This window comes from Pseudomonas reactans (genome assembly GCF_013387025.1).
GTDB lineage: Bacteria > Pseudomonadota > Gammaproteobacteria > Pseudomonadales > Pseudomonadaceae > Aquipseudomonas > Aquipseudomonas reactans.
Genome location: NZ_JACAQP010000047.1, coordinates 300 through 23,945 on the forward strand (window position 1 = coordinate 300; position 23,646 = coordinate 23,945).

The window sequence follows — 23,646 nt, forward strand, 5'->3', positions numbered from 1 at the left end:
CCGCCGTAAGGGCGGAACCCATATCAGCCGTTACCTAAATAACGGATATGTACCCAGTCCCACCCATATCCCAGACATAAAAAAAGCGCCGCGTACCTCACGATACGCGGCGCCTCTTCACATCAACACTTTAGGCCTGAATCACCGGAATGTTGGCGCTAGCTGCGATCTTGCGGAACTCAGCAATCTGGTCGAAGTTCAGGTAGCGGTAAACGTCACTGGCCATGGTGTCCAGTTTCGCCGCGTAGCCCATGTACTCTTCGACGGTCGGCAGGCGACCCAGGGTAGAAGCCACTGCCGCCAGCTCGGCCGAAGCCAGGTAGACGTTAGCGCCGTCACCCAGACGGTTCGGGAAGTTACGGGTCGACGTCGACACAACGGTCGAGTTCGGCTCTACACGTGCCTGGTTACCCATGCACAGCGAGCAGCCCGGCATTTCCATGCGCGCGCCAGCCTTGCCGTAGATGCCGTAGTAGCCTTCTTCGGTCAGTTGGTGAGCGTCCATCTTGGTCGGCGGCGACAGCCACAGACGAGTTGGCAGCTGGCCCTTGACCTGCTCCAGCAGCTTACCGGCCGCGCGGAAGTGACCAATGTTGGTCATGCACGAACCGATGAACACTTCGTCGATCTTCTCGCCGGCAACGCTCGACAGCAGACGGGCATCGTCCGGGTCGTTTGGTGCGCAGAGGATCGGCTCGTTGATCTCGGCCAGGTCGATCTCGATGATTTCAGCGTATTCCGCGTCGGCATCGGCTTCCATCAGCTCTGGGTTCTTGACCCAGGCTTCCATCGCTTGAGCACGACGTTCCAGGGTGCGTGGGTCGCCGTAACCTTCACCGATCATCCAGCGCAGCAGGGTGATGTTGGAGTTCAGGTACTCGGTGATCGACTCTTTCGACAGCTTGATGGTGCAACCGGCAGCCGAACGTTCAGCCGAGGCGTCGGACAGCTCGAAAGCTTGTTCCAGCGTCAGGTCGTTCAGGCCTTCGATCTCCAGGATGCGGCCGGAGAAGGCGTTCTTCTTGCCTTTCTTCTCTACTGTCAGCAGACCCGATTGGATCGCGTAGTAAGGAATGGCATGAACCAGGTCACGCAGGGTGATGCCAGGTTTCATCTTGCCTTTGAAGCGCACCAGGATCGATTCCGGCATGTCCAGTGGCATAACGCCAGTGGCTGCGGCAAACGCGACCAGACCGGAACCGGCCGGGAACGAGATGCCCATCGGGAAGCGGGTGTGGGAGTCACCACCGGTACCGACGGTGTCCGGCAGCAGCATGCGGTTCAGCCAGCTGTGGATGATGCCGTCGCCTGGACGCAGCGATACACCGCCACGGGTCATGATGAAGTCAGGCAGGGTGTGGTGGGTGGTCACGTCGATCGGCTTTGGATAGGCCGCGGTGTGGCAGAACGACTGCATGACCAGGTCGGTGGAGAAGCCCAGGCACGCCAAGTCTTTCAGTTCATCACGGGTCATCGGACCGGTGGTGTCCTGGGAACCGACGGTGGTCATCTTCGGTTCGCAGTAGGTGCCAGGACGAACGCCTTTGCCTTCTGGCAGACCGCAAGCCTTGCCGACCATTTTCTGTGCCAGGGTGAAGCCTTTGCCGGTGTCGACAGGTGCTTCAGGCAGTTTGAACAGATCGGTAGGACCCAGGCCCAGCTCGGCGCGAGCCTTGTCGGTCAGGCCACGGCCGATGATCAGCGGGATACGGCCGCCGGCGCGGACTTCGTCCAACAGCACCGGGGTCTTCATTTCGAAGGTGGTGATGACTTCGTCGGTGCCGTGTTTGCAGACCTTGCCAGCATGTGGGTACAGGTCGATCACGTCGCCCATGTTCATGTTGGTAACGTCAAACTCGATTGGCAGTGCGCCCGCATCTTCCATGGTGTTGTAGAAGATTGGAGCGATCTTGCTGCCGAAGCAGAAACCACCGGCGCGCTTGTTCGGCACGTACGGAACGTCGTCGCCGAAGAACCACAGTACGGAGTTGGTCGCGGATTTACGCGAGGAACCGGTACCGACCACGTCACCGACGTAGGCGATCGGGAAGCCTTGGCCGCGCATTTCTTCGATCTGCTTCATCGGGCCGGTCTTGCCTTGCTCGTCCGGCACGATGCCTTCACGGGCCATTTTCAGCATGGCCAGGGCGTGCAGCGGGATGTCAGGACGGGACCAGGCATCGGGAGCAGGGGACAGGTCGTCAGTGTTGGTTTCGCCGGTGACCTTGAACACGCGCAGGCTGATCTTGTCGGCCAGGGTAGGGCGGTTGCTGAACCACTCGCCGTCGGCCCAGGACTGGATCACGGCTTTAGCGTGTTCGTTGCCGTTCTTGGCTTTTTCAGCCACGTCGTGGAACGCATCGAACATCAGCAGGGTGTGCTTGAGTTGGGCGGCGGCGACCGGTGCCAGTGTGGCGTCGTCCAGCAGCTCGACCAGGGTCACGATGTTGTAGCCGCCTTGCATGGTGCCAAGCAGTTCAACGGCGCGTTGCTTGCTGATCAGGGGGGAAGTGGCTTCGCCCTTGGCCAGGGCAGACAGGAAACCGGCCTTGACGTAGGCAGCTTCGTCAACGCCTGGTGGAATGCGGTTGGTGATCAGGTCAACGAGGAATTCTTCTTCGCCAGCCGGAGGATTTTTCAGCAGCTCGACCAGGCCTGCGGTTTGTTCGGCGTTAAGCGGCTGGGGAACAATACCCAGGGCTGCACGCTCTTCGATATGTTTGCGGTAGGCTTCAAGCACAGTTATTACCCTCATCAGTGGTCCCACGGGACGCTCATCCAGAAATGAACGGCACGCATGCGCTCGGGGGCTTTTTGGGCCGCAAAGCCAGCGCTGCCGGCATTCCTCACAGAAGCTGCTTTCAAAGTTTTACGCCTGCAGAACGGAGCTGATGAGGGTTGGCGAGGGCTCTGACCTACCGAGTCATTAACCATCGCCAACACCGTTCTGAAGGAACGACTGTGCTCGTGACGCTTTGAAAACAGCTTCCAGCGGATTATTGGCGCCTTACAAGGCCGGATGATTCTACGGCAAAAAAATTCTAAAGGTAAGTTGCCTAACCAAGTTTGCTGGGTGATCAAGCTTAGACAAAGGGCTAACATGGCGCATTGTTTCGCTGATTTGCGTGTCGCTGCCCATGTCCAACCAAACCATCAAGACCCCCTGCGTCGGCCTGTGCTCCACGGTCTACGGCGATCTCGTGTGCCGTGGCTGCAAGCGCTTCCACCATGAAGTGATCCAGTGGAACGGCTACGGCGAAGAGGAAAAACGTGCGGTCTGGCTGCGGTTGGAGCAGCTGCTGGTGCAGGTGATGGCCGGCAAACTGGAGGTTTTTGACCCCAAGACCCTGCGCGGCCAACTGGAAAAGCGCAAGATCCGCTTCGTGCCGCACCAATCCGAGTATTGTTGGGCCTACCAGTTGATCGCCCGCGGGGCTCGGGTGATCAATAACCTGGAGGCCTATGGCATGGTGCTGTTGCCCGAGTTTCGCGACTGGCCCTTGCCGGACCTGCGCGATGCCATCGATCGGGAGTTCTTTATTCTCTCCGAAGCCCACTACCAGCGCTATATCGCGCCGGGGTTTCTCAAGGATGCGTTTGGCGCCTAGCGGTCAGGCGTTGGTGGCCTGTTCCACCAGGCGATCCATCACTTCTTCAGGCTTGAGCACCAACACATCGCTTTCCAGCGTATCCAGCACGACCTCTGCGGTGTTGCCGATCAGTGCCCCGGAAATACCCGTGCGACCCACGGTGCCGATGATCGTGACCGCCGCCTGCAGTTTGTGGGCGAGATGCGGTATCAACACGTCCGCCGGTCCTTCCTCGATATGCAGGTGTTTGTCATCCACATCAAACTCCGCCTGAAACGCCCTGCATTGCTCGCGATAACGTGCCTCGATGGTCTCCCTGAGCTGAAACGTCGGGTCCGCCGCCGACAGCATCGGCGAGGGGTGGGCGCTGATTACATGCAACTGCGCCTTGGCCAGGTGGGCGATATCAAAGCCATGGTCGATGATCGAATTATGCAGTGACCGATGTTCACCATCGGTATTGCCGACATCGATCGCCGCGAGGATCACGCCGCCAGCCCACGGTGTAGCGGTCTTGACCAGCAACACCGCCGTCGGGCAATAACGCAGCAACTTCCAATCCGCAGGCGTCAGCAGTGCCTTTTTCAATGGGCTGTCCGGGAAGTGCTGTTTGATCACCAGCCCACAGCCTTCGGCCTGCTGCACGTCGATAATGGTTTCATGCAAGCTGGCATTCCACGCCTGCTCGGTGCTGACGCTGTAGCCGTCTTCCTGCAAGCCCGACTTGAGCAGGCTCAGCAGCGCCGAGTGCTCATGCTTTTTGTCGCAGACCAGCAAATGCAGGTGCGCGCCGGTGACCCCGGCAATCAGCTTGGCACGCTTGAGGGCCAGGCTTTCCGAATGCTCGGGCTCGATGACCACCAGGATGCTGCGGATGGCTTGCATGGTCGGGATCTCCATAAAAAAGGGCGGGGGCCTGGAACAACTATAGTTGCTGGCTGGCGCACGTCATGTTGATGCACATCAAGGCCGGTGGCTGGTGGTCTGCGGCGGGGTCGGTATAATCGCCGGCCTTTTGTGATCCTTTTGCCCGTGAGCCCGATGAACCTGCCCGAAATCCACGAATTCCTCGGTTGCCGCACCCCTGGCGCCTGGGTCCAGGCCGCGCTGGCCGATCAGGACACCCTGCTGATCGACCACAAGAACTGCGAATTCAAAGCCGCCAGCACTGCCCTGAGCCTTATCGCCAAGTACTACAGCCATGTGGACTTGATCAACATGATGTCGCGCCTGGCCCGCGAAGAGCTGGTGCACCACGAACAAGTCATGCGCCTGATGAAAAAGCGCAAAGTCGAGTTGCGCCAATTGAACGCCGGGCGTTACGCCTCGGGTTTGCGCAAAGTGGTGCGCACCCATGAGCCGGTCAAGCTGGTGGATACTCTGGTGGTAGGCGCGTTTATCGAAGCGCGCAGTTGCGAGCGTTTCGAAGCGCTGGTACCACATTTGGACGAAGAACTCGGCAAGTTTTACTTCGGTTTGCTGAAAAGCGAAGCGCGGCACTTCCAGGGTTACCTGAAGCTGGCCTACCAGTACGGCGACGCCAAGGACGTCGCCCAGGTGATTGAGCGGGTGAGGGCGGCCGAGCAGGAACTGATCGAGTCACCCGACATCGAGTTCCGCTTTCACAGTGGCGTGCCAGCCTGAGGCCACGGCCACGCCGATCAGCGCGGTGATTCCGGCGAGCAGCAGGATCACCGCCTGCGTGCCCAGCGGCGCCGCCAACACTGCAATCGCCAGGCCCGCCAAGGGTTGCGGCAGGTTGTTGAGCAGGGTGATCACGCCCACGGTCTTGCCGAAGTCCTGCACGGGAATCACCCGCTGACGGGTGCTGCGCAGGTAGACGTTGAACATCTTGTCGAAACCCGTGACCAGCAGGAACCCCACGGCGTAGAGCCACACGTCGGGGCTGACTGCCATGATCACCGCACCGACCGCAATCATTGAATACGACAAGCCGCCCAGCACCTTCAGCGGCAGCCCGGCCCGCGCCAAATAAAACAGAATCCCGATGGTCACCAGGGCGCCGGCTGCCTGCAGCAGGGCATAGGTGTCCTTATCCTGCGCAAATTGGCCGGTCACCATCGCCGCAGACGTGGCCAGCGTGACGCCGATGATCAGGTTGACGCCCACGGCCAGCGTGATGATCCGCTTCAGTTCCGGCAGGCTGCGGATATGCCCGAAGGCAATCTTCAGTGGCCGCAGCCAGATATCCCGGTGCTGCTCGAAGGTTTCCAGGCGTGTGGTGCTGGAGCGTTGCCACGCCCACATCGCCAGGTCAGCCAACAAGAACAGCCCGGCCACCCCGAGTACGACCCAGTGCCAGGCCCACACTTCCAGCATGAGCGCCGCTACCAATGGCCCGAGCACCAGCCCGCTCTGGTCGGCAATCTGCGAATAGGACAGTGTCTTGGCATAACTGTAGTGGGGGAAGACATGGGGCATCAGCACTTCTCGCGCCATGATGCCCTGGGTGGTCAGCACGCCGCAGAGCGCCGAGAGCAGGACGATCCAGAGGATGCCGTCTAATACCCCGTACAAAACCACGGCAGTCACGCAAGCCAGCGCCCGGTAAACCTGGCTGATATGCAGGATGCGCACCGGCGCAAACTTGTCGCACAATGCGCCACACACCGGGAACGCGAGATAACGCGGCAGCGACTCGATAAAGAACGCCAGCCCGGCCCAGGCCACGCTCTGGGTGGTCTGGAACACGATCAAGGGCACGATAAACAGCAGAATCTGGTCCGCCAGCCGCGACAAGAACAACGAAACAAAGAACGCCAGGTAATCCTTGCGCATACAACTCCCTGTGGATGGCGTTAAAGATTGCAGGTTATTTGTTAAAAACTCTTAAAAGCATGAAGCTTCGTCGGCCAATGCTGGCCAGCCGCTTTAGTTGCCCAGCTTGCCACCTATAATGCCCGCTCTTCAATCCGTGTCTGCATACTGAGAACTTATGGAAAACCTGGGGCTGGGCAAGGTCTTGCTCGTTGAGGACGACGAAAAACTGGCAGGGCTGATCGCGCACTTTCTCGCGCAGCATGGCTTTGAGGTGCGCGTGGAGCACCGGGGCGACGAGGCCCTGGCCGCGTTCCTGGAATTCAAGCCGAAGATCGTCGTACTCGACCTGATGCTGCCCGGCCAGAGCGGCCTGCATGTCTGCCGGGGGATTCGCGCGGTTTCTGACACGCCGATCGTGATCCTCACGGCCAAAGAGGACGACTTGGACCATATCCTTGGCCTGGAGTCCGGTGCCGACGACTACGTGATCAAGCCGATCAAGCCCCCGGTGCTGCTGGCGCGCCTGCGCGCCCTGCAACGACGCCAGACGCCAGAACCGACCGTGCGTGGTTCGCTGGCCTTCGGACGGCTGGCCATCGATCGCAGTTGCCGGGTGGTCAGCCTGGGCGATGACAAAATCGACCTCACCACCATGGAATTTGAGCTGCTGTGGCTGCTGGCCAGCAACTCGGGGACGATCCTGTCCCGCGATGACATCCTCAACCGCATGCGCGGTATTGCGTTCGACGGCCTTAACCGCAGTGTCGATGTGTACATCAGCAAGCTGCGCGGCAAACTCAACGACAACCCCCGCGAACCGGTGTGCATCAAGACCATCTGGGGCAAGGGCTACCTGTTCAATCCGTTCGCGTGGGAGGCTTAGATGCTGCGTTTGTTTCTACGCCTGTATGTAATCCTGGCGCTCGGGCTGGCTGGCGCGATCTGGCTCGTCAACTACACCTTCGACGAGTTGCTCCCCGAGGCCAACGAAGTCTACAACCGCGAAGCCTTGCGCGGGCCGGCTTACGGTCTGGTGGAGCAATTGCGGACATTGCAGGGGGAGGCGCGCCAGGCGCGCCTGGACGAGTTGCAGACGCACTACGGCTTGCGTCTGAGGTTGGTGCAGCGGGATGCGCTCGCCCTGGATGAGCGTGAACAGAAATTGCTGGCAAACAACCAGTTGGTGGTGCGTGGGGACTTCATGGAGTTCCTCACCGGCATCGACGGGGGCCCGCAATTGCTGGAGATAAGGCTGCCGGAAGAGCCCAAATGGTTGTACCTGTGGGCGTATGGCTTTCTGGGCGTAAGCCTGGCGATCGTGCTGTATTTCTGGGTGCGCCCGCACTGGCGCGACCTGGAGCATATCCGCCTGGCGGCCCAACGTTTCGGGGATAACGATCTCAGTTCACGCATTCTGCTGCCACGCCGTTCCACCGTGCGTTCGCTGGCCGGGCACTTCAACCAGATGGCCGAGCGTATCGAAAGCCTGATCGCCAACCAGCGCGAACTCACCAACGCCGTGTCCCATGAACTGCGTACGCCGATTGCGCGGCTGTCGTTCGAACTCGACCAGCTCAAGCAACAGGCCGATCCACGCCAGCGCGGCGAATTGATCGCGGACATGTACGCGGACCTGGGCGAGCTGGAAGAAATGGTGTCTGAGTTGCTCACTTACGCCAGCCTGGAGCGCGGTGCCACCCAAGTCACCCGGGAAAGCATCGAGGCCCACAGCTGGCTCGACAGCGTGATCGGCAGCGTGGCGCTGGAGGCTGAAGCGGCGGGTATCCAACTGTCGTTGCGCACGTGCGAGGTGGACTTTATCCAGATCGAGCCGCGCTTCATGGCGCGCGCGGTAATCAACCTGTTGCGCAACGCCATCCGTTACGCCGAACGCCGTGTGGAAGTGTCGCTGGTCAAGTTCGGCAGCGGCTACGAAGTGCGGGTGTGTGACGACGGCCCAGGGGTACCGGAGGAAGGCCGCTCGAAGATCTTCCAGCCCTTCATGCGCCTGGACGCCAGCCGCGACCGCCGCACCGGCGGCTTTGGTCTAGGCCTGGCGTTGGTGCAGCGGGTGTCGCAATGGCACGGTGGCCAGGTGCAAGTGCTGGATTCGGAATGGGGCGGCGCCTCATTCCGAATGACCTGGGCGTATGCCGAGTAAGGCCGGTTAGAAGGTGTATTCCAATACACCCATCACCGACGTCTGCAGCCGCCGCTCCACAATCGGGCTCTTGCCCGCTTCATCCGCCAGGTACTGCACATCCAGTAACGTCGAGAACTGGGTGTGCTCGCTGATCGGCAGGCTCCACACCAGGTTCATGCCATTGCTGATATTGCCCCCACTGGCCTTGTAGGCTTTGAAGCGACTGCGCGCGGCTTGGCCGGTGGTCACGCCGTACCAGGTCTGCAGGTACTCGCGGTCGCCAAAGTGGCTGCTGAGACTGGCGTCGACGGAGCCGAAACGGCCTTCATACAGGTTGGTGCCCAGGCTCAATTCCAGATGGGTGAACGCTTTGCCGCTGTCCTTGTGGTCATCTTCCTTGAGGGCATGCTCCAGCGTGGCGCCCATGATCACGCCACCCAGGTTATAGCTGGCACTCACACCCAGCTGGGGGCGTGACTTGATTTCGCCCATGCCTTTCAGGCGTTTAGAGCCCAGGTGCATGGATTCGTTTTTGTCCTTTCGTGATCCACTGGCGCCGACATACGCACTGAAGCTCAAGGCATTGCCTTCGTAGCCCCAGCCCAGACCCTTGTCGGTGTCGAGGAAAATCCCCCAGGGGCTGACGATGGCGCCGCCGAATACCGGGGCGGTCATGCGTTCGTCGCTGCCGCTGTAGCGGGGCAGGTTGGCCACGCCGGCCTTGAGGCTGTAGGTCCAGTCCTCGGCCAGTGCGCTGTTGGCGCCCGCGAGTAAACACAATGAGGTAATGGACAGGCAGAAGTTTTTGGGGCTCATCAGGGTTTTCATGTCGGTTAGAAACTCAAGGGTGGAGGGGTACGTTTGAAGGAGTAGCCCGAAGCGCTCAGGCCATTGATTTGCCGGCTGACGGTGTCACCCAGGCCATAGCCGTTACCGGCCAGTACGGCATGGGCGTTGTCCACGGGCAGCAGGATGTAGTCGGTCAGCGGTTCGTCGTGCAGTTGGCCGCGAATCACCAGGAAGCCTTCTTCGAGGCGCACGCTGATGCCGCTCAATGGCGCATCGGGTTCATGGGTGTTGAGTACTTGGTAGGTGCCGACGGTGTCGGCCCAGGCCAAGGGCAGCGGCGGCGGGTCGATGCGTTCGCCAATGGCGATGCGCTGGCCGTGGCTGCGCGCGGTGAGCATCTGCCGGCCTTGCACGGTAATGACGTCGAGTTGTACCTGGCCCAGCTCACCGAGGTCCTTGAGCCAGAATCCGAAGAGTTTCTTCTGGGCGCGCAGCCAGCCTTGATCGTCACGCAGCAGTTCGAAGTTGAAGCCAGCCAGTTCGCCACGCAGCCGATGGTCATTATCCTTGATCCGGAACACCCCCCAGGCGGTGGCATAGAACCCGGCCAGACGCTGGCGGTCGATGGCGGCCGGCACCTGGCGCAGTTTGAGTCCGTGGCGGGGTGCCTGGCAGTCTTCGCTGCAGACCTGCTCGCCGGTTTGCGCCTGAAGCATCAGGCGCAGGGTGTCGGTGGCCAGTGTGGCAACCAGGTCTTCAGCATTGCTGTCGTTGGCCATGATGATCACGGCCAATTGATGGTCCGGCAGCAGGCTCAGCTGTGCGGCGAAATCATCGCCACCGCCGCTGTGCTGGTAGGTGCGCACACCAGGGCCGACCGGCTCGTCACCGCAGGGCGCCAGAAACCACGCCAGGCCGATCTGGCAATCGAAGTCCAGGGCATTGCCAGTGTTTTGCTGGGTGAACATTTCATCGATGGAGCGGCTGGTCATTACCCGGTTGCCCTTGTAGAGGCCTTCGGCAAACAGCATCTGCACGTAATGGCTGAGGTCCCTGGGGCTGGCCCACAAACCGCCGGCAGCGATGTCACGCAGTTGCGCATCGGTGCTGGCGACGCCTTCCTGATAGCCCTGGGCGCGATAGCCGATTTGCGCAGCCGTCCCGACAAAGCTCGCGCGGTCCATCTCCAGCGGTTTGAGCAGACTGTGTTGCAACTGGGCTTCAAATTCCCTGCCGCTGCTACGCTCGATGGCCGCGCCCACCAGCGCATAACCCAGGTTGGAATAGGCCACTTGCGTACCGGGAGGTGTGCTCAACCAGACGCCGGACAGGCGCATCGGCATCTGCCCCATGGCGTAGGTGTTGCGCAGGTCACGCAGGTGCTCACTGGGCAAGCCGGACTGATGGCTGAGCAGGCGACGCAAGGTGATGTCGCGGTCGGCGGCCTGCTGGTCGGCATGGAAGCGCGAGCGCACATAGAACTCGCGCAGGGTCTGCTGGATCGGTGCGTCCAGCGCCAGTCGCTGTTGTTCAACCAGCTGCAGGGCCGCGCTGGCGGTGAGCAGCTTGGAGATCGCACCCGCCCGGAAGGCGGTGTTCGGCGTCACCGGCAGGCCCTTGGCTTTGTCGGCCATGCCGAACCCGCGGGCCCAGATCAACTCCTGGCCGTTGACCAGTGCAATCGACAGGCCCGGGATGTTGTCCTGGGCCATGTCTCGCGGGATCCGGGTTTGCAGGTAACGGATGATCGCGCTGTAGTCGCCCTTCGGAATCGGCGGCGGGGCAGGTGACTGCCCTTGGCAGCCGATACTGCCCAACAGGCAACCGAGTAATGGAAGACCGCGCAATGTGCGAAGCATGACGAGCACCCGACAGGTGGTTTGGATGCTCGAATGCTAGGGCTGCGACGCCTGAGGGTCTTTGACAGCTTTGTCGATAAACTGTCAAAGACTGTTAACGGGCCACTCCGTGGCGCTCATGCCACTGGGCGATCGACTCTTCGGGGTACTCATCGAACTGCAGGTCGCCCTTACGCAGCGTGACCTCTACCCAAGGTGCCTTGGACCCCAGCATCAAGTGCGTGTGCTCCGGTGGTACCGGCAGTGGCGTGTCGATGGCCGAGGCGAACGGATGGATCAACTCCGGCCATTCCGGGCTGAACACCCACAGCGCGCTGCCGCATTGCGAGCAGAAATGCCGCTCGGCCGTACTCGCATGGGCGCGGCTGGCGCCTTCAGGCTTGAGCTTAGCGTGGTAGATCGAAATGAGTTTTCGCCCGCGCACCTTCAGGCTGGCGGTGTCACCGGCCAGGTTGATCGCGTAACCGCCACCGCCCTGGGTCTTGCGGCAGATCGAGCAGTAGCAACGCTGGTAAGGGTAGGGGTGGGCACTGGCGAGGCTGAACGTGACGGCGCCGCAATGGCAGGATCCTTCAAGCTGCATGGGCTGACTCCTGATGAGAGTGTGTAACAACACTTTTCTAATACCTTAGCCTCAGGCAAGATCCTCCGCTTTGGTTTCAGGGAAGACGCCCATGATTGCTCAGTTGCAAAGCGCTGCCGCGCAAATCCGCCACGCCGTGCGTGCCGCCACTGAAGGGTTGGTCGGGCGTGAGCAACTGGCCGAATTGATTGTGCTGGCCGCCGTGGCCCAGGAGCACATCCTGGTGATCGGGCCGCCCGGCACCGCCAAGAGTGCGGTGGTGCGCCGCGTCGCGCAGTCTATGGGCGGGCGTTACTTCGAGTACCTGCTTGGGCGCTTCACCGAGCCGTCCGAATTGTTTGGCGCGGTCGACCTGAAAAAACTTCGCGAAGGCACGGTGGAAACCGATGTCAGCGGCATGTTGCCGGAAGCCGATATCGTGTTTCTTGACGAGGTCTTCCTGGGCTCCACTGCGATCCTCAACACGTTATTGGGTGTACTCAACGAGCGCCGTTTCCGCCGGGGTCATACCCAGGTGCAATGCCCGCTGCGCGTGTGCGTCGGGGCCGCCAACGGCCTCCCGGATGATGAAGCGCTGGCGGCCTTTGGTGACCGCTTCTTGCTGCACCTGTTTGTCGAGTCGGTGCCGGACAACCAATTGGAAGCCATGTTGGCCGGTGGCTGGCAGTCTGAGCAGCGCCCGGTGCAACAGTTGCTGGGCCTCTCGCAACTGGACACGCTTGGTCATGCGTTGAAAAACGTCGACCTGACCGCTGTGCGTCCCGCCCTGGCCCAGGCCATTCGCCGTTTGCGCGAGGCCGGTATCCAACTGTCCGACCGACGCATCGTCAAATCCCAACGCCTGATCGCCGCTGCCGCATTGCTCGGCGGTCGCCTGGAAGCCAGCGACGCCGACTTGTGGCCGTTGCTCTATGCACTGCCGACCCAGGCCACCCAGCAACAGGGGCGTGAGGTGTTGCGTGACCTGTTTTCCGCGTCCAGCAACAGCCATCTGTTCAGCGCGGTGGAAGAGGCCACGTTGCAGCCGATGTCACGTTTGCATCGCCTGCTGGAAACCGCCGAAGACTACCTCGCCCGTAGCGAGCCGCCGACCAGTACTGTGCTTGAAGGCCTGTTGCGCGAGATCGATGCCAACTTCAACAGCCAGACCATGCCCGAGCCGTTGCAGCAGGCGCGGGGGCAACTCACGCGTTTGCTGACACCCGCCGAATGAGTGCGTTGAGCCACCCTTGGCACTGGCGCTCACGCCAGGCACCCGCCGAGGCTCAAGCCGCCGTGGCCTGGGGCGATGCGGCACGCCAGATGCTTAGGCGCCTGGCGTTGCTTGAGGCTGAACACGCCACGCGTCTGCACGCCACGGCCAACGCTGAGGTGCTGGTGGTGACCGGCGCGACGCATGATTTGCCGTGGGTCGACGGCGTGGCTTACGCCGCCCCCAGCGCCAGCGCGCCACACCTCTGGTTGCCGACCAGTTGGGAGCCGGATGTGCCCCAGGACCTGCTGGGCCAGGCCTTTTCAGCACGCTTCAAGCGTTCGCCTTTGCTGGTGTGGCGTGAACCTGCGGCGGTGATCCCGCTGGACCGCTTGCTGGTCGTGTCGCCCGACCATCTGCAACGTATCGCTGATTATTGGGGAGTCACCCATGCAACTGCCTGAGGCGCTGCAACCCTGGCGGGAATGGCTGGAATGGTTTGCCCCGGAACATTTGCCAGTGTTCGCCGACCTGCTGGGCCGTCTCAACCCGCTGCTCGGTCCGCTACGTGGCCTGCACCAGGGCGGCGTGCCGGAGCCCGACGGCCTGGGCGACCTGCACCGGCGCGGCCCCTATGAGCGGTTGCTGTCCAGCGAATGGCTGCTGGCCGATGAGGTGCCGGATGAGTTCCTGCGCCGGGCAGTGGGCGGCGAGCATATGTTCCTCGCGCCGCAGTATCGCGCCCGTGAGGCGAGCCGCCTGATCGTAGTGTTGTTCGACGCCGGCCCCCTGCAACTGGGCGCCGCACGCCTGGTACACCTGGCGCTGCTGATGTTGCTGGCGCGCCGTGCGCAGGAGGCGGGGGCGCAATTGCGCTGGGGCATTCTGCAGGGCACGCCGGTGTTGCAGGAACTGGACTCGGCGGCGCAACTTACGCGCTTGCTCGAAGCCCGTACCTACGAGGTCGTCAGCGACAACCATTGGCTGGCTTGGCGTGATGCCCTGGCCGAACAGACGGTTGGAGAGTGTTGGGTGGTCGGCCAGCGCTTGCCGCCGACCGATTCCACCACTTGCACCCACCGCGTGCAGATTACGCGTAACCTGGACGGCCGCAGCCTGTCTTTCGCCTTGCAGTCGCGGCGCGTGTCGCTGCCGATGCCCGACGAGCAACAGGCGGTGCGCCTGCTCAAGGGGCAGTTCGATAATGCCGTGCATACTCCGGCGTCAAGCGCTGCCGGGCGGGTGGCGCGAGTTGCATTGACATTGCCGCCCGTCATCTCCGGCTCCGGCAACTATGTCGCCCTGCGCCTGCTCGACGAACACGGCATGGCGGTGATCAAGCTGCCCAACAAGAACCAGAAAAAAACCCTCGAAGTGCGACGTCGCCTGTGGGGCAAACACCAGCATGTGTTTGCAGCCGCCTTCAACTATCGCAGCCTTGGGGCGGTGCTCGGTGATGGCAACCTCCTGACCTTCTGGAATATCCCCGGCCTGATTTCTGCCAACAAGCCCACGCGCGAAGAGCTGCACCTGCCACCGGGCACCGCGACCTTTCTGCCCGCAGTGTGGCTGCGTGGTCAACAGTCGGAACGCCTGTATTTACTCGATACAAACGGTCAGCTCGCCCACTGGCAGCGCCCCGGTCATGAACCGAGAGCCGCGAATTTTTCGGTGACGAACAATGTCATGGGGCTGGCGCAGCTGAATGCGTTGTTGTTGGTCTACGCCCGCAGCGAGGCCGGGCAACTGGTGGCGTACCCCGCAACGGCCTCCGGCGTCCGCAGTTCCGGCTACGCAGTCGGTGCGGCTGCCGGAGTCAGCCAGATACTGTTCGCCAGTACCGCCCATTGGAAGTACGCCTTTGGCGGTTGCGCATTACTCACTCACCATGACGGTCGCCAGAGTTGGCGCCTGGTGACCCACGACAGCTTCCCCGCAAAAAGGGCGCAGATCGACTTGGCGCCTGGCTGGAGTGCTATCGGCCTGCATCACCAGGTGGCTGCGCAGGAGTGCTATTCACTGGTCCTGCTGGGCCCCAACCAGCACACCATTGGCCTGTACTCAGAAGGCCAACAACAGACACTGTTCACCACCTCGGCACCGATTGCCCGTGCGAGTTTCTGTCCCATGAGCGGGCTGGTGGCGGTGCTGACCACGGCGCGGGAGTTACTGGTGTTCAACGTCACCGAGCGCGCCATGCGCTTGCAAGTCATGTGCGACCTGAAACAAGAGCCTGCCCATGCATGAGCAAGAACCCCTGCTGATCCGCCGCCCACTGCTGACTGGGCACCAGTCCATCGACGCTGTGTGGCTGCCTGCCGAGCGCTTCACTTTGCAGGACCGGGCCCGCCTGATCCTGCAACACTGGCGCACGGGCGCCGTCGCCTACCGGTTTGCCGACGGTGATGTAGTGCAGTTCAGTACACCCGTCGCATTGGATTGCCAAACCCTTGCCGGCTGGCCGCTGATCCGCCAGGGGCGTGGGTTGTGTTCGGCACAGCTGACCGCTGAAGAGCTGCGTGCGTTACCCGCCGCCGACCTGTGGCTGGTGCGCGGCAGCCAGGTGCATGCGTTGCAGTTGCGTGACGCCGAGGTTCTCGAGCCGGGGTTGTGGCTGGAGATCAGCGCGTACACTTTGCTGGATACCTTCGACTGCCATGCGCCGATCGTGCAGGTGCTGCCCGCGCCGGACATCACCGATGTGCGTGAGATCCTCGGCGGCTTGGCGCCGGTCAGCCCCGAGCAGGAAGGCGTGATCCGCGCGTTGCTGGAGCGTCAACAGCCCGCGCCGAAAGCCGCGTCTCCCAAGGCCACTCGGCAATGGGCCAGCGAGGAGCCCGCGCAGTACCCGGCGATGAAACTGGGCGCCACCCTGGCGTTGGTGGCCGGGTTGATCTGGATGGCCACCCAAGGCCAATCCAAACCCTTGACGCCGGTTCCGGCCGCGACCACGGAAGACATCAGCGGCGTGATCCTGGGCATGTTGCTGAGCGCTATTGTGTTCACCGCCGTGTTGGTGGGCATCAACAAATTCCTGCGCCGAGGTGTACAGGCCGTCAGCGCCGTGCCTTCAGCGCCGGCTGATCCTGGCATCGCAGAACGGGCCAAACCGGCCCGGCATAAACCGTCCGCCTGGCGCCGTTGGCTGACCCGCCTGACCGAGCATTCAAAACTGTCCAGGCTGTACGGCAAACGCCAAGCCGCCTACATGCAGCGCATGCTGGAGATGTTCGAGGACGGTGATTTTGCCGAAGCCTTGCGCCATGCCATCCCTTTGGGCGGCCAGGAATCGAATGCTGAACAGAATTTCGGCACGCCGCAGCGGCGCCAGGACCTGACCCTCAGCCAGCAGAGCGGGTCCGGCCGTGCGTACCATTTCGAACAAAGCCTGACCGAGCATCTGCGCGAGGTCTATCGCCGCTCCTACGAACGCCTGGCGCGCGAGAACCGTATTGAAGAAGCGGTCTTCGTCCTCGCGGAACTGCTCAAGGAGCGCCAGGAAGCCCTCGACTACCTGGAAAAGCACGCGCGCTACCAACAGGCTGCCGACTTGGCCCTGGCCTGGGATATGCCGTCGGCGGTGATCGTGCGTCTGCTGTGCCTGGCCGAGAACTGGCAGCGTGCCTTGCTGGTGGCGCGGCGTGACGATGCATTTGCCGATGCCGTGGTGTTGCTCCAGGCCAAGCAGCCGCAAATTGCCGAGCGCTTGCGCCTGGAATGGGCTGAATCGCTGATCGCCAAAGGCCTGTGGCTGCAAGCCGTCGAGGTGGTGTGGAGCCTGCCGGATGAGCGCCCGCGCGCGGCTCAATGGCTGCTCGATGCGGAAGCGGCTGGTGGACGGTTGGCGATGGGAGCCTTGGTCAAACGCGCGATTCTGCTGCCGCAGACCCTGGAGGCTTACGGGTCCTGGATCGAACAGTTGCGCGACGATCCCGACCGTTACGCTGAGCGCGATGCCCTGGCGCAGGCGCTGCTGGCGCACAAGTCCGACGCCGCTGCACTGCGTTGGCTGGCCGGCGCGACGGTGCACGCGGTGCTCGCTGACCAGCTCAGTGGTCGCGGCGGGCTGAACTTCAATCAGCTGCAATCGCTGGTCAAGATGAGCCGCGATAAATGCTTGCAGGCGGACTTGCCTGGCCAGGCCCTCAAGCGTCCTGCCCGGCGCTCGTTGGTCCGTGTGGACGATGCGCTGGAGTGGACCGCCCCGACCCAGGGCAGCCGACCGGTCTACGACGCAGTGTCGTTGGATGACGAGCGTTATCTGGTGGCACTGGGTGAGGCCGGCGCGGTGGTGACGGATGCGAGCGGCCAGACCCTTTATCACTTCGCCGTGCCGGCCCAGCGGATTGTCCTGGCCCACAGTCGGCAGATGGCGCTGGTGCTGACCCGGCGTGACAGGGTCTGGCGCATCAGCAAGCTCGACCTGGTCAACCGTACCGCCACCGACCTGGGCGTGCAGGTGCTGGACGTGTTCGCCGAGCAGTTTGACGGCAGCACCTGGACCCTCGGCCAGGGCCGGCAACTGCGCGTGGTGGACGTGGATCACAACTTTGAAACCCTGTGGCACGTCAGCGACTTGCCGGGCACGCTGCGCGCGCTCAAAGGTGATGAGCGCAATGAGTTCCTCTGGCTCTACAACCCGCGTGATGGCGTCGAACGCTGGCACTACCGCTTGCCTGAGCGTCGGCTGGCCGGACGTGAGCCGGCGTCAACGCAGTCGGAGGAGAACCACGCGCTGTACTGTGCGCTTGATCAAACCATCGAGTACGCGATCAGGTGCCGCGATGACGAAGAGCCGACGCTGATCCTGGATGTCGCGGGCAACCGCAAGGGTTATCGCCTGCCGGGCTGTGACGAAGGCTTCTTCGACGGCGACCCGGTGCGCATCGTCCTCGACGCTGACTGGCTGGTGTTCGGCTATATCGCCGGCGAACGCGACACGCGCTGGCACTTTATCCATCGCGCCAGTGACCACCTGTGTGCGGTGCTGCATTGGCCCCGCTACGAAGTGAACATCCGTCGCAGCGGGGAGGGCTGGCTGTTATTCGATGACCAGGGGCGTTTGAGCCATATCACCGTGGACGGTGCACGTCTGCGTAACCTCAGCCTGCACTGACCGAGTCCGGCATCAACGTGGCAATCAACGCACGGATGGTGCCGGGCAACGCCTCCAGCTCCCGCACCAGGATACTGCGCTCGCGAATCGCCCAGGGCTCATCCAGCTTCACCGCGACCAATTGCATGGTGCGGCTGTGTCGCACGGCGGCCGACTCCGGAATGATGCCGATCCCCACACCGGCCTCGACCATCCGGCAGATCGCCTCGAAGCTCGACACCTGGATACGCAGTGACAAATGTTTGCCCAGCCGCTCGACGTGCTCGCGCAGGAAACTCAGCAAGGTGCTGCCTTCGTGCAGGCCGATGTGCTGGTAGGCGAGGGTCTGTTCCAGTGTGACTGAGGGTTGGTCCGCCAGTGGATGGCCGACCGGCACCATCAGCACCAACTCATCGGTGCTGAAATGCAGCACCTGTAAACCTGCCGCTTCCACGGGGCCGGCGATGATGCCCATGTCGCTGGTGCCATCCAGCACGCCGCGCACGATATCGCGGGACAGGCGTTCCTGCAGGTCAACGGTCACGCCGGGGCGCTGTGACAGAAAACCTGCCAGCACTTCGGGCAGGAATTCGGTGACGGCCGTGGTGTTGGCAAAGATGCGGATATGCCCGGCCGAATCCACGCCGTATTGGGTGAATTCGCTCTTGAGGTAATCCACCTGGCGCATGATCAGCCGCGCGTGATGCAGCAAGCGCTCACCGGCGGGAGTGATCTCCACGCCACGGCTGTCGCGGTACAGCAGGCGGGTGTCGAGCTGGCCTTCGAGGGCTTTGATCCGCGCGCTGGCGGCAGCCGGCGAGAGGAACGCACGCTTGGCGCCCTGGGTCAGGCTGGGGGATTCGGCGATATGGATAAACAGGCGCAGGTCGGCCAGATCGAAGTGCATGCAAGGCTCCCGGTACAGGATGGCGGCGTTCAGCATAACCGAACGCCGGTTTATTGAAATGCAAATTCTCAGAACGGCCACAGGCTTGCATGATCCGGGGCAGACACTCACTGCCCGAGGACCTGCACCCGATGAGCGCCACCGATTGGATCGGCCGAAGCGAAACCGCCCACGACCACCTCAGCCATAACCTGCTCAAGCGCATTGCCGCCACCTTCGGTGAAGAAGTGCCTGAGGACGGCGCGGACATCCCGCCGTTGTGGCAGTGGTGTTTCTTTCAGGACCCGCTGCCGGAAACCGCCCTGGGTAGCGACGGCCACCCGGCCCGTGGCGGTTTCCTGCCGCCGGCCGACAACCGCAATCGCATGTGGGCCGGTGGCCGAATCGAGTTTGTGCATGCGCTGCGTGCCGGCGAGGCGGCGACGCGCGTGTCGACTATCACTCAGGTCGAAGAAAAGACTGGGCGCACCGGTTCGCTGCTGTTTGTCACCGTGCGCCATGACTATTCCCAAGACGGCCGCTTGGCGATCCGCGAGGAACAGGACATCGTCTACCGCGAACCCACGCCGCCCAAATCCGGCAGTGGTGATTCGCTGGAGCAGGGCGAATGGTCTGAAGCCGTCGACCCCACGCCAACCCTGTTGTTTCGCTACAGCGCCGTGACCTTCAACGGGCATCGCATTCACTACGACTACCCCTATGTCACCGGCACCGAAGGCTATTCAGGCCTGGTGGTGCACGGGCCGCTGATCGCCACCCTGAGTCTGCGTGCGTTCTGCCGCGCCAACCCTGGCGCCACCTTGCGCCGGTTTGCCTATCGCGGCGTGCGCCCGTTGATTGCGCCGCAGCCGTTTGAAGTGGGCGGCCGCGTGACCGAAACCGGTGTGGCGCAGCTGTGGGCCGGAAACGCCCAGGGCCTGGCGCAGCAAGCCAGCGTGCATTTCGAATAATCCAAGAACAACAGGCGGAGAGCCGTTAATGAACCCGAATGACAATGAAGAACTCAATGCCATCCGCGAAGGCGTGCGCGCCTTGTGCGCTGAATTTGATGCTGCGTACTGGCGCAGGATCGACGAGGAAAAAGGCTTCCCCGAAGCCTTCGTCAAGGCGCTGACTGACGCCGGCTGGCTGTCGGCGATGATCCCCGAAGAGTACGGTGGCTCCGGCCTGGGCCTGGCGGAAGCCTCGGTGATCCTTGAAGAGGTGAACCGCTGCGGCGGCAACTCCGGCACCGTGCACGGCCAGATGTACAACATGTTCACCTTGCTGCGGCACGGCAGCGAAGCTCAGAAACGCTTCTACCTGCCCAAGCTCGCCAGCGGCGAATTGCGCCTGCAATCCATGGGCGTGACCGAGCCCACCACCGGCACCGACACCACTAAGATCAAGACCACCGCGATCAAGCGTGGCGACAAGTACGTGATCAACGGCCAGAAAGTGTGGATCTCGCGGGTCCAGCATTCCGACCTGATGATCCTGTTGGCGCGCACCACGCCATTGGCCGAGGTGAAGAAAAAATCCGAAGGCATGTCGATCTTCCTGGTCGACCTGCGCGAAGCCATCGGCAACGGCCTGACCGTGCAGCCCATCGCCAATATGGTCAACCACGAAACCAACGAGCTGTTCTTCGACAACCTGGAATTGCCGCTGGACAGCCTGATCGGTGAGGAGGGCAAGGGCTTCAAATACATCCTCGACGGCCTCAACGCCGAGCGCACGCTGATCGCCGCCGAATGCATCGGTGATGGCCGCTGGTTTATCGAAAAGGCCAGCGCCTATGCCCGTGATCGCGTGGTGTTTGGCCGGCCCATCGGGCAGAACCAGGGTGTGCAGTTCCCGATTGCCGAAGCGCATATCGAGATCGAAGCGGCGGACCTGATGCGTTGGCGCGCCTGTGAGGAATACGACAGCGGCGCCAATGCCGGGGCCAGCGCCAACATGGCCAAGTACCTGGCGGCCAAGGCGTCCTGGGAAGCGGCCAACGCCTGCCTGCAAACCCACGGTGGTTTCGGGTTTGCCTGCGAATACGACGTGGAGCGCAAATTCCGCGAGACGCGCCTGTACCAGGTGGCGCCGATCTCCACCAACCTGATCCTGTCCTACGTGGCCGAGCATTTGCTCGAACTGCCACGCAGTTTCTGAGGGCCTGACCATGAGCCATACCCAAGCCTTGTGTCGGTTCCTGGCCGAACTGGGTTACGCGCAACTGCCGGAAGACGTGCTGGCGCGCACCGAAGATTTGTACCTGGACTGGTTGGCCTCGGCGCTGGCAAGCCAGGGCGCGCACCCGATTCCGTTGTTCGAGCGTTATGCGCAGAAAATGGGCCCCAGCAGCGGCCCGGCGCAGGTGATCGTCAATGGCAGCAGTACTAGCGCGTATTTCGCCGCGCTGGTCAACGCGGCTTCATCCCATCTGGTAGAGCAGGACGACCTGCACAACAGCTCCGTCCTGCACCCGGCGACCGTGGTGTTTCCAGCCGCGCTGGCGGCCGCCCAGGACCTCGGCAAATCCGGCCGCGATTTGCTGCTGGCCTCGGTGGCCGGTTATGAAGCGGGCATCCGCATCGGCGAATTCATGGGCCGTTCCCACTACCGCATCTTCCACACCACGGCCACCGTCGGCACGTTGGCGGCGGCGGTAGCCGTAGGCAAGTTGCTGGATTTCAACGAAGAACAATTCATCAACCTGCTCGGCAGCGCGGGAACCCAGGCGGCCGGCTTGTGGGAGTTCCTGCGTGATGCCGCCGATTCCAAGCAACTGCACACGGCGAAAGCTGCAGCGGACGGTTTGCTCGCCGCTTACCTGACGGCGGACGGGCTGACCGGCGCGCGCAATATTCTGGAGGGCGATCAAGGTCTGGCGTCCGGTATGTCCCGTGATGCCGAGCCTGCCAAGTTGTCCGCCGATCTCGGCAGTCGCTGGGCGTTGCTGGAGACCTCATTCAAGTTCCACGCCTCATGCCGCCATACCCATCCGGCCGCCGATGCGCTGTTGGATTTGATGCAGCGCGAAGGCCTGCACGCCGAACAGATTGCCCACGTGGAAACCCGGGTGCACCAGGGCGCCATCGATGTACTGGGCCGCGTGAAAGTACCGAGCAGCGTGCATCAGGCCAAGTTCTCCATGGGCACCGTGCTGGGCCTGATCGCCGTGCATGGCAAGGCCGGTCTTACGGAGTTCCATGAGCTGGCGTTGACCGATCCAGCGGTCTCGGCGTTTCGCGACAAGGTCAGCATGACCCTTGACCCCGACGTCGACGGCGCTTACCCGCAGCGCTGGCTCGGTCGCGTCACCGTTACCACGCTGGATGGTCGCACGCTGCACGGCGCCATCGACGAGCCCAAGGGCGATCCGGGCAACACCCTGAGCCGTGCGGAGCTGGCGGACAAATTCCAGCGCCTCAGTCAATTCAGCAACGCCCGCACACCGGCCCAGGCCAATGCCCTGATCGACAAGGTCTGGGACCTGCGCAACGCCGCATCCATGGCCGACTGGCTTTGAGGAACTGTCATGACTAACCCAAGACCGCTGGACGGCATCACCGTTGTCAGCCTGGAACACGCGATTGCCGCGCCGTTCTGCACCCGTCAACTGGCCGACCTGGGCGCCCGCGTGATCAAGGTCGAACGCCCCGGTGCCGGTGATTTTGCCCGTGGCTACGACGAGCGCGTGCGCGGCCTGGCTTCACACTTCGTGTGGACCAACCGCTCCAAGGAAAGCCTGACCCTGGACCTCAAGCAGGATGAGGCGGGGGATATTCTCGATACCTTGTTGGCTGACGCCGACGTACTGGTACAGAACCTCGCACCCGGCGCCGCCGCGCGCATGGGCCTGTCGTTCGAGGCGCTGCATGAGCGCTTCCCGCGCCTGATCGTCTGCGACATTTCCGGTTACGGCGAAGGTGGACCTTATGAAAAGAAAAAGGCCTACGACCTGCTGATCCAGAGCGAAGGTGGCTTTCTGTCGGTGACCGGTGGCCCCGGTGAAGACCAGATGGCCAAGGCCGGTTGCTCCATCGCCGATATCTCGGCGGGCATGTACGCCTACAGCGGCATCCTCTCGGCGCTGCTGCTGCGCGGCAAGACGGGAAAGGGCAGTCGCATCGACGTGAGCATGCTGGAAAGCCTGGTGGAATGGATGGGCTACCCGATGTACTACGCGTTCGACGGCGCACCGCAGCCGCCGCGTGCTGGGGCCGCGCATTCGACGATCTATCCCTATGGGCCGTTTCCCACCGGCGACGGCGGCACGGTGATGCTCGGCCTGCAGAACGAACGCGAATGGGCGGCGTTCTGCGACAAGGTACTGCTCACCCCGGCATTGGCGGCGGACGAGCGTTTCTCCGCGAACTTCAAGCGCTCGGCCAACCGCGACGTGCTGCGCCAGATCATCGTCGACAGCTTCGCGCAGTTGGATGCCGAGGCGGTGATCCAGCGCCTGGAAGACGCGCAGATCGCCAGCGCCCGGGTCAACGACATGCAAGGCGTGTGGGACCACCCGCAGCTCAAGGCGCGGGACAGTTGGCGTGAAGTCGACAGCCCGGCGGGTCCGTTGCCGTCGTTGCTTCCACCGGCGCGCAATGCCGCATTCACCCCGCGCATGGACGCTGTTCCAGGCTTGGGGCAGCACAGCCAGGGCATTCTCGAAGGGCTCGGTTACGCCGCAGACGCCATCGACGGCCTGCGCACGCGCGGTGTTATCTAACC

The 23,646-nt window shown here is 62.6% G+C and carries 19 protein-coding genes; 12 read left to right on the top strand and 7 right to left on the bottom strand.

Annotation, left to right across the window (positions count from 1 at the left end; genetic code table 11):
• Nucleotides 1-130: 130 nt before the first annotated feature.
• Nucleotides 131-2,740: a bifunctional aconitate hydratase 2/2-methylisocitrate dehydratase gene (acnB, locus tag HX793_RS29445; RefSeq protein WP_033898481.1), complete on the bottom strand. Its 2,610-nt coding sequence runs from the start codon at nt 2,738-2,740 to the stop codon at nt 131-133.
• 397 nt (nt 2,741-3,137) lie between these two features.
• On the opposite strand from acnB, the gene HX793_RS29450 reads away from it, so the two are divergent.
• A complete protein-coding gene (locus HX793_RS29450; RefSeq protein ID WP_177060456.1) occupies nt 3,138-3,608 on the top strand; it encodes a DUF1289 domain-containing protein in 471 nt (156 codons plus the stop codon).
• 3 nt (nt 3,609-3,611) lie between these two features.
• Here HX793_RS29450 and uspL read toward each other — a convergent pair whose 3' ends face one another.
• On the bottom strand, nt 3,612-4,475 hold the full coding sequence (gene uspL / locus HX793_RS29455; RefSeq protein ID WP_016979483.1) for a universal stress protein UspL: 864 nt from the start codon (nt 4,473-4,475) through the stop codon (nt 3,612-3,614).
• 156 nt (nt 4,476-4,631) lie between these two features.
• On the opposite strand from uspL, the gene HX793_RS29460 reads away from it, so the two are divergent.
• A complete protein-coding gene (locus tag HX793_RS29460) occupies nt 4,632-5,234 on the top strand; it encodes a MiaE family protein (protein ID WP_177050008.1) in 603 nt (200 codons plus the stop codon).
• Here the strand turns inward: HX793_RS29460 and HX793_RS29465 are convergent.
• A complete protein-coding gene (locus HX793_RS29465) occupies nt 5,190-6,389 on the bottom strand; it encodes an MFS transporter (protein ID WP_177060455.1) in 1,200 nt (399 codons plus the stop codon). The genes HX793_RS29460 and HX793_RS29465 overlap by 45 nt on opposite strands.
• Before the next feature lie 157 nt (nt 6,390-6,546).
• On the opposite strand from HX793_RS29465, the gene HX793_RS29470 reads away from it, so the two are divergent.
• Both HX793_RS29470 and HX793_RS29475 read left to right on the top strand, forming a co-directional pair.
• Nucleotides 6,547-7,254 (top strand): winged helix-turn-helix domain-containing protein, encoded by a 708-nt coding sequence (locus HX793_RS29470; RefSeq protein WP_016979480.1) that lies wholly within the window; start codon nt 6,547-6,549, stop codon nt 7,252-7,254.
• Nucleotides 7,255-8,532 (top strand): ATP-binding protein, encoded by a 1,278-nt coding sequence (locus HX793_RS29475; RefSeq protein ID WP_177050004.1) that lies wholly within the window; start codon nt 7,255-7,257, stop codon nt 8,530-8,532.
• 6 nt (nt 8,533-8,538) lie between these two features.
• Here HX793_RS29475 and HX793_RS29480 read toward each other — a convergent pair whose 3' ends face one another.
• The 3 genes from HX793_RS29480 to HX793_RS29490 all read right to left on the bottom strand — a co-directional run bounded on the left by HX793_RS29480 (nt 8,539) and on the right by HX793_RS29490 (nt 11,745).
• Nucleotides 8,539-9,330, bottom strand: coding sequence for a MipA/OmpV family protein (locus tag HX793_RS29480; RefSeq protein WP_177050002.1), 792 nt, complete (start codon nt 9,328-9,330; stop codon nt 8,539-8,541).
• A 17-nt stretch (nt 9,331-9,347) separates the two neighbouring features.
• Nucleotides 9,348-11,162: a serine hydrolase domain-containing protein gene (locus tag HX793_RS29485; protein WP_177096177.1), complete on the bottom strand. Its 1,815-nt coding sequence runs from the start codon at nt 11,160-11,162 to the stop codon at nt 9,348-9,350.
• A gap of 94 nt (nt 11,163-11,256) precedes the next feature.
• Nucleotides 11,257-11,745: a GFA family protein gene (locus tag HX793_RS29490; RefSeq protein WP_016979476.1), complete on the bottom strand. Its 489-nt coding sequence runs from the start codon at nt 11,743-11,745 to the stop codon at nt 11,257-11,259.
• A 91-nt stretch (nt 11,746-11,836) separates the two neighbouring features.
• Here HX793_RS29490 and HX793_RS29495 point away from each other — a divergent pair, with 91 nt between their 5' ends.
• From HX793_RS29495 to HX793_RS29510, 4 genes are read left to right on the top strand one after another with little or no spacing between them, the layout of a single operon-like run.
• Nucleotides 11,837-12,958 carry an AAA family ATPase gene (locus HX793_RS29495; protein WP_177096175.1) on the top strand — a complete coding sequence of 374 codons (1,122 nt, stop codon included), beginning with the start codon at nt 11,837-11,839 and terminating at the stop codon, nt 12,956-12,958.
• Entirely contained in the window at nt 12,955-13,401 is a 447-nt protein-coding gene (locus HX793_RS29500; RefSeq protein ID WP_177049998.1) for a bpX5 domain-containing protein, read from the top strand. The genes HX793_RS29495 and HX793_RS29500 overlap by 4 nt, the downstream gene beginning before the upstream one ends.
• Entirely contained in the window at nt 13,388-15,184 is a 1,797-nt protein-coding gene (locus HX793_RS29505) for a hypothetical protein (protein ID WP_177060446.1), read from the top strand. The genes HX793_RS29500 and HX793_RS29505 overlap by 14 nt, the downstream gene beginning before the upstream one ends.
• A complete protein-coding gene (locus HX793_RS29510) occupies nt 15,177-18,053 on the top strand; it encodes a bpX6 domain-containing protein (RefSeq protein ID WP_177096173.1) in 2,877 nt (958 codons plus the stop codon). Before HX793_RS29505 ends, HX793_RS29510 begins: the two co-directional genes overlap by 8 nt.
• On the opposite strand, the gene HX793_RS29515 is transcribed toward HX793_RS29510, so the two are convergent.
• Nucleotides 18,040-18,939: a LysR family transcriptional regulator gene (locus HX793_RS29515; RefSeq protein WP_025999990.1), complete on the bottom strand. Its 900-nt coding sequence runs from the start codon at nt 18,937-18,939 to the stop codon at nt 18,040-18,042. The genes HX793_RS29510 and HX793_RS29515 overlap by 14 nt on opposite strands.
• A 131-nt stretch (nt 18,940-19,070) precedes the next feature.
• Here HX793_RS29515 and HX793_RS29520 point away from each other — a divergent pair, with 131 nt between their 5' ends.
• From HX793_RS29520 to HX793_RS29535, 4 genes are read left to right on the top strand one after another with little or no spacing between them, the layout of a single operon-like run.
• Nucleotides 19,071-19,889 carry an HTD2 family dehydratase gene (locus HX793_RS29520; RefSeq protein ID WP_177049992.1) on the top strand — a complete coding sequence of 273 codons (819 nt, stop codon included), beginning with the start codon at nt 19,071-19,073 and terminating at the stop codon, nt 19,887-19,889.
• A 28-nt stretch (nt 19,890-19,917) separates the two neighbouring features.
• Nucleotides 19,918-21,081 (top strand): acyl-CoA dehydrogenase family protein, encoded by a 1,164-nt coding sequence (locus HX793_RS29525; protein WP_177049991.1) that lies wholly within the window; start codon nt 19,918-19,920, stop codon nt 21,079-21,081.
• A 10-nt stretch (nt 21,082-21,091) separates the two neighbouring features.
• Complete coding sequence (locus HX793_RS29530; protein WP_177049988.1) at nt 21,092-22,441, top strand: MmgE/PrpD family protein; 1,350 nt, start codon at nt 21,092-21,094, stop codon at nt 22,439-22,441.
• A gap of 9 nt (nt 22,442-22,450) precedes the next feature.
• Nucleotides 22,451-23,644, top strand: coding sequence for a CaiB/BaiF CoA transferase family protein (locus tag HX793_RS29535; RefSeq protein WP_177049987.1), 1,194 nt, complete (start codon nt 22,451-22,453; stop codon nt 23,642-23,644).
• Nucleotides 23,645-23,646: the final 2 nt, after the last annotated feature.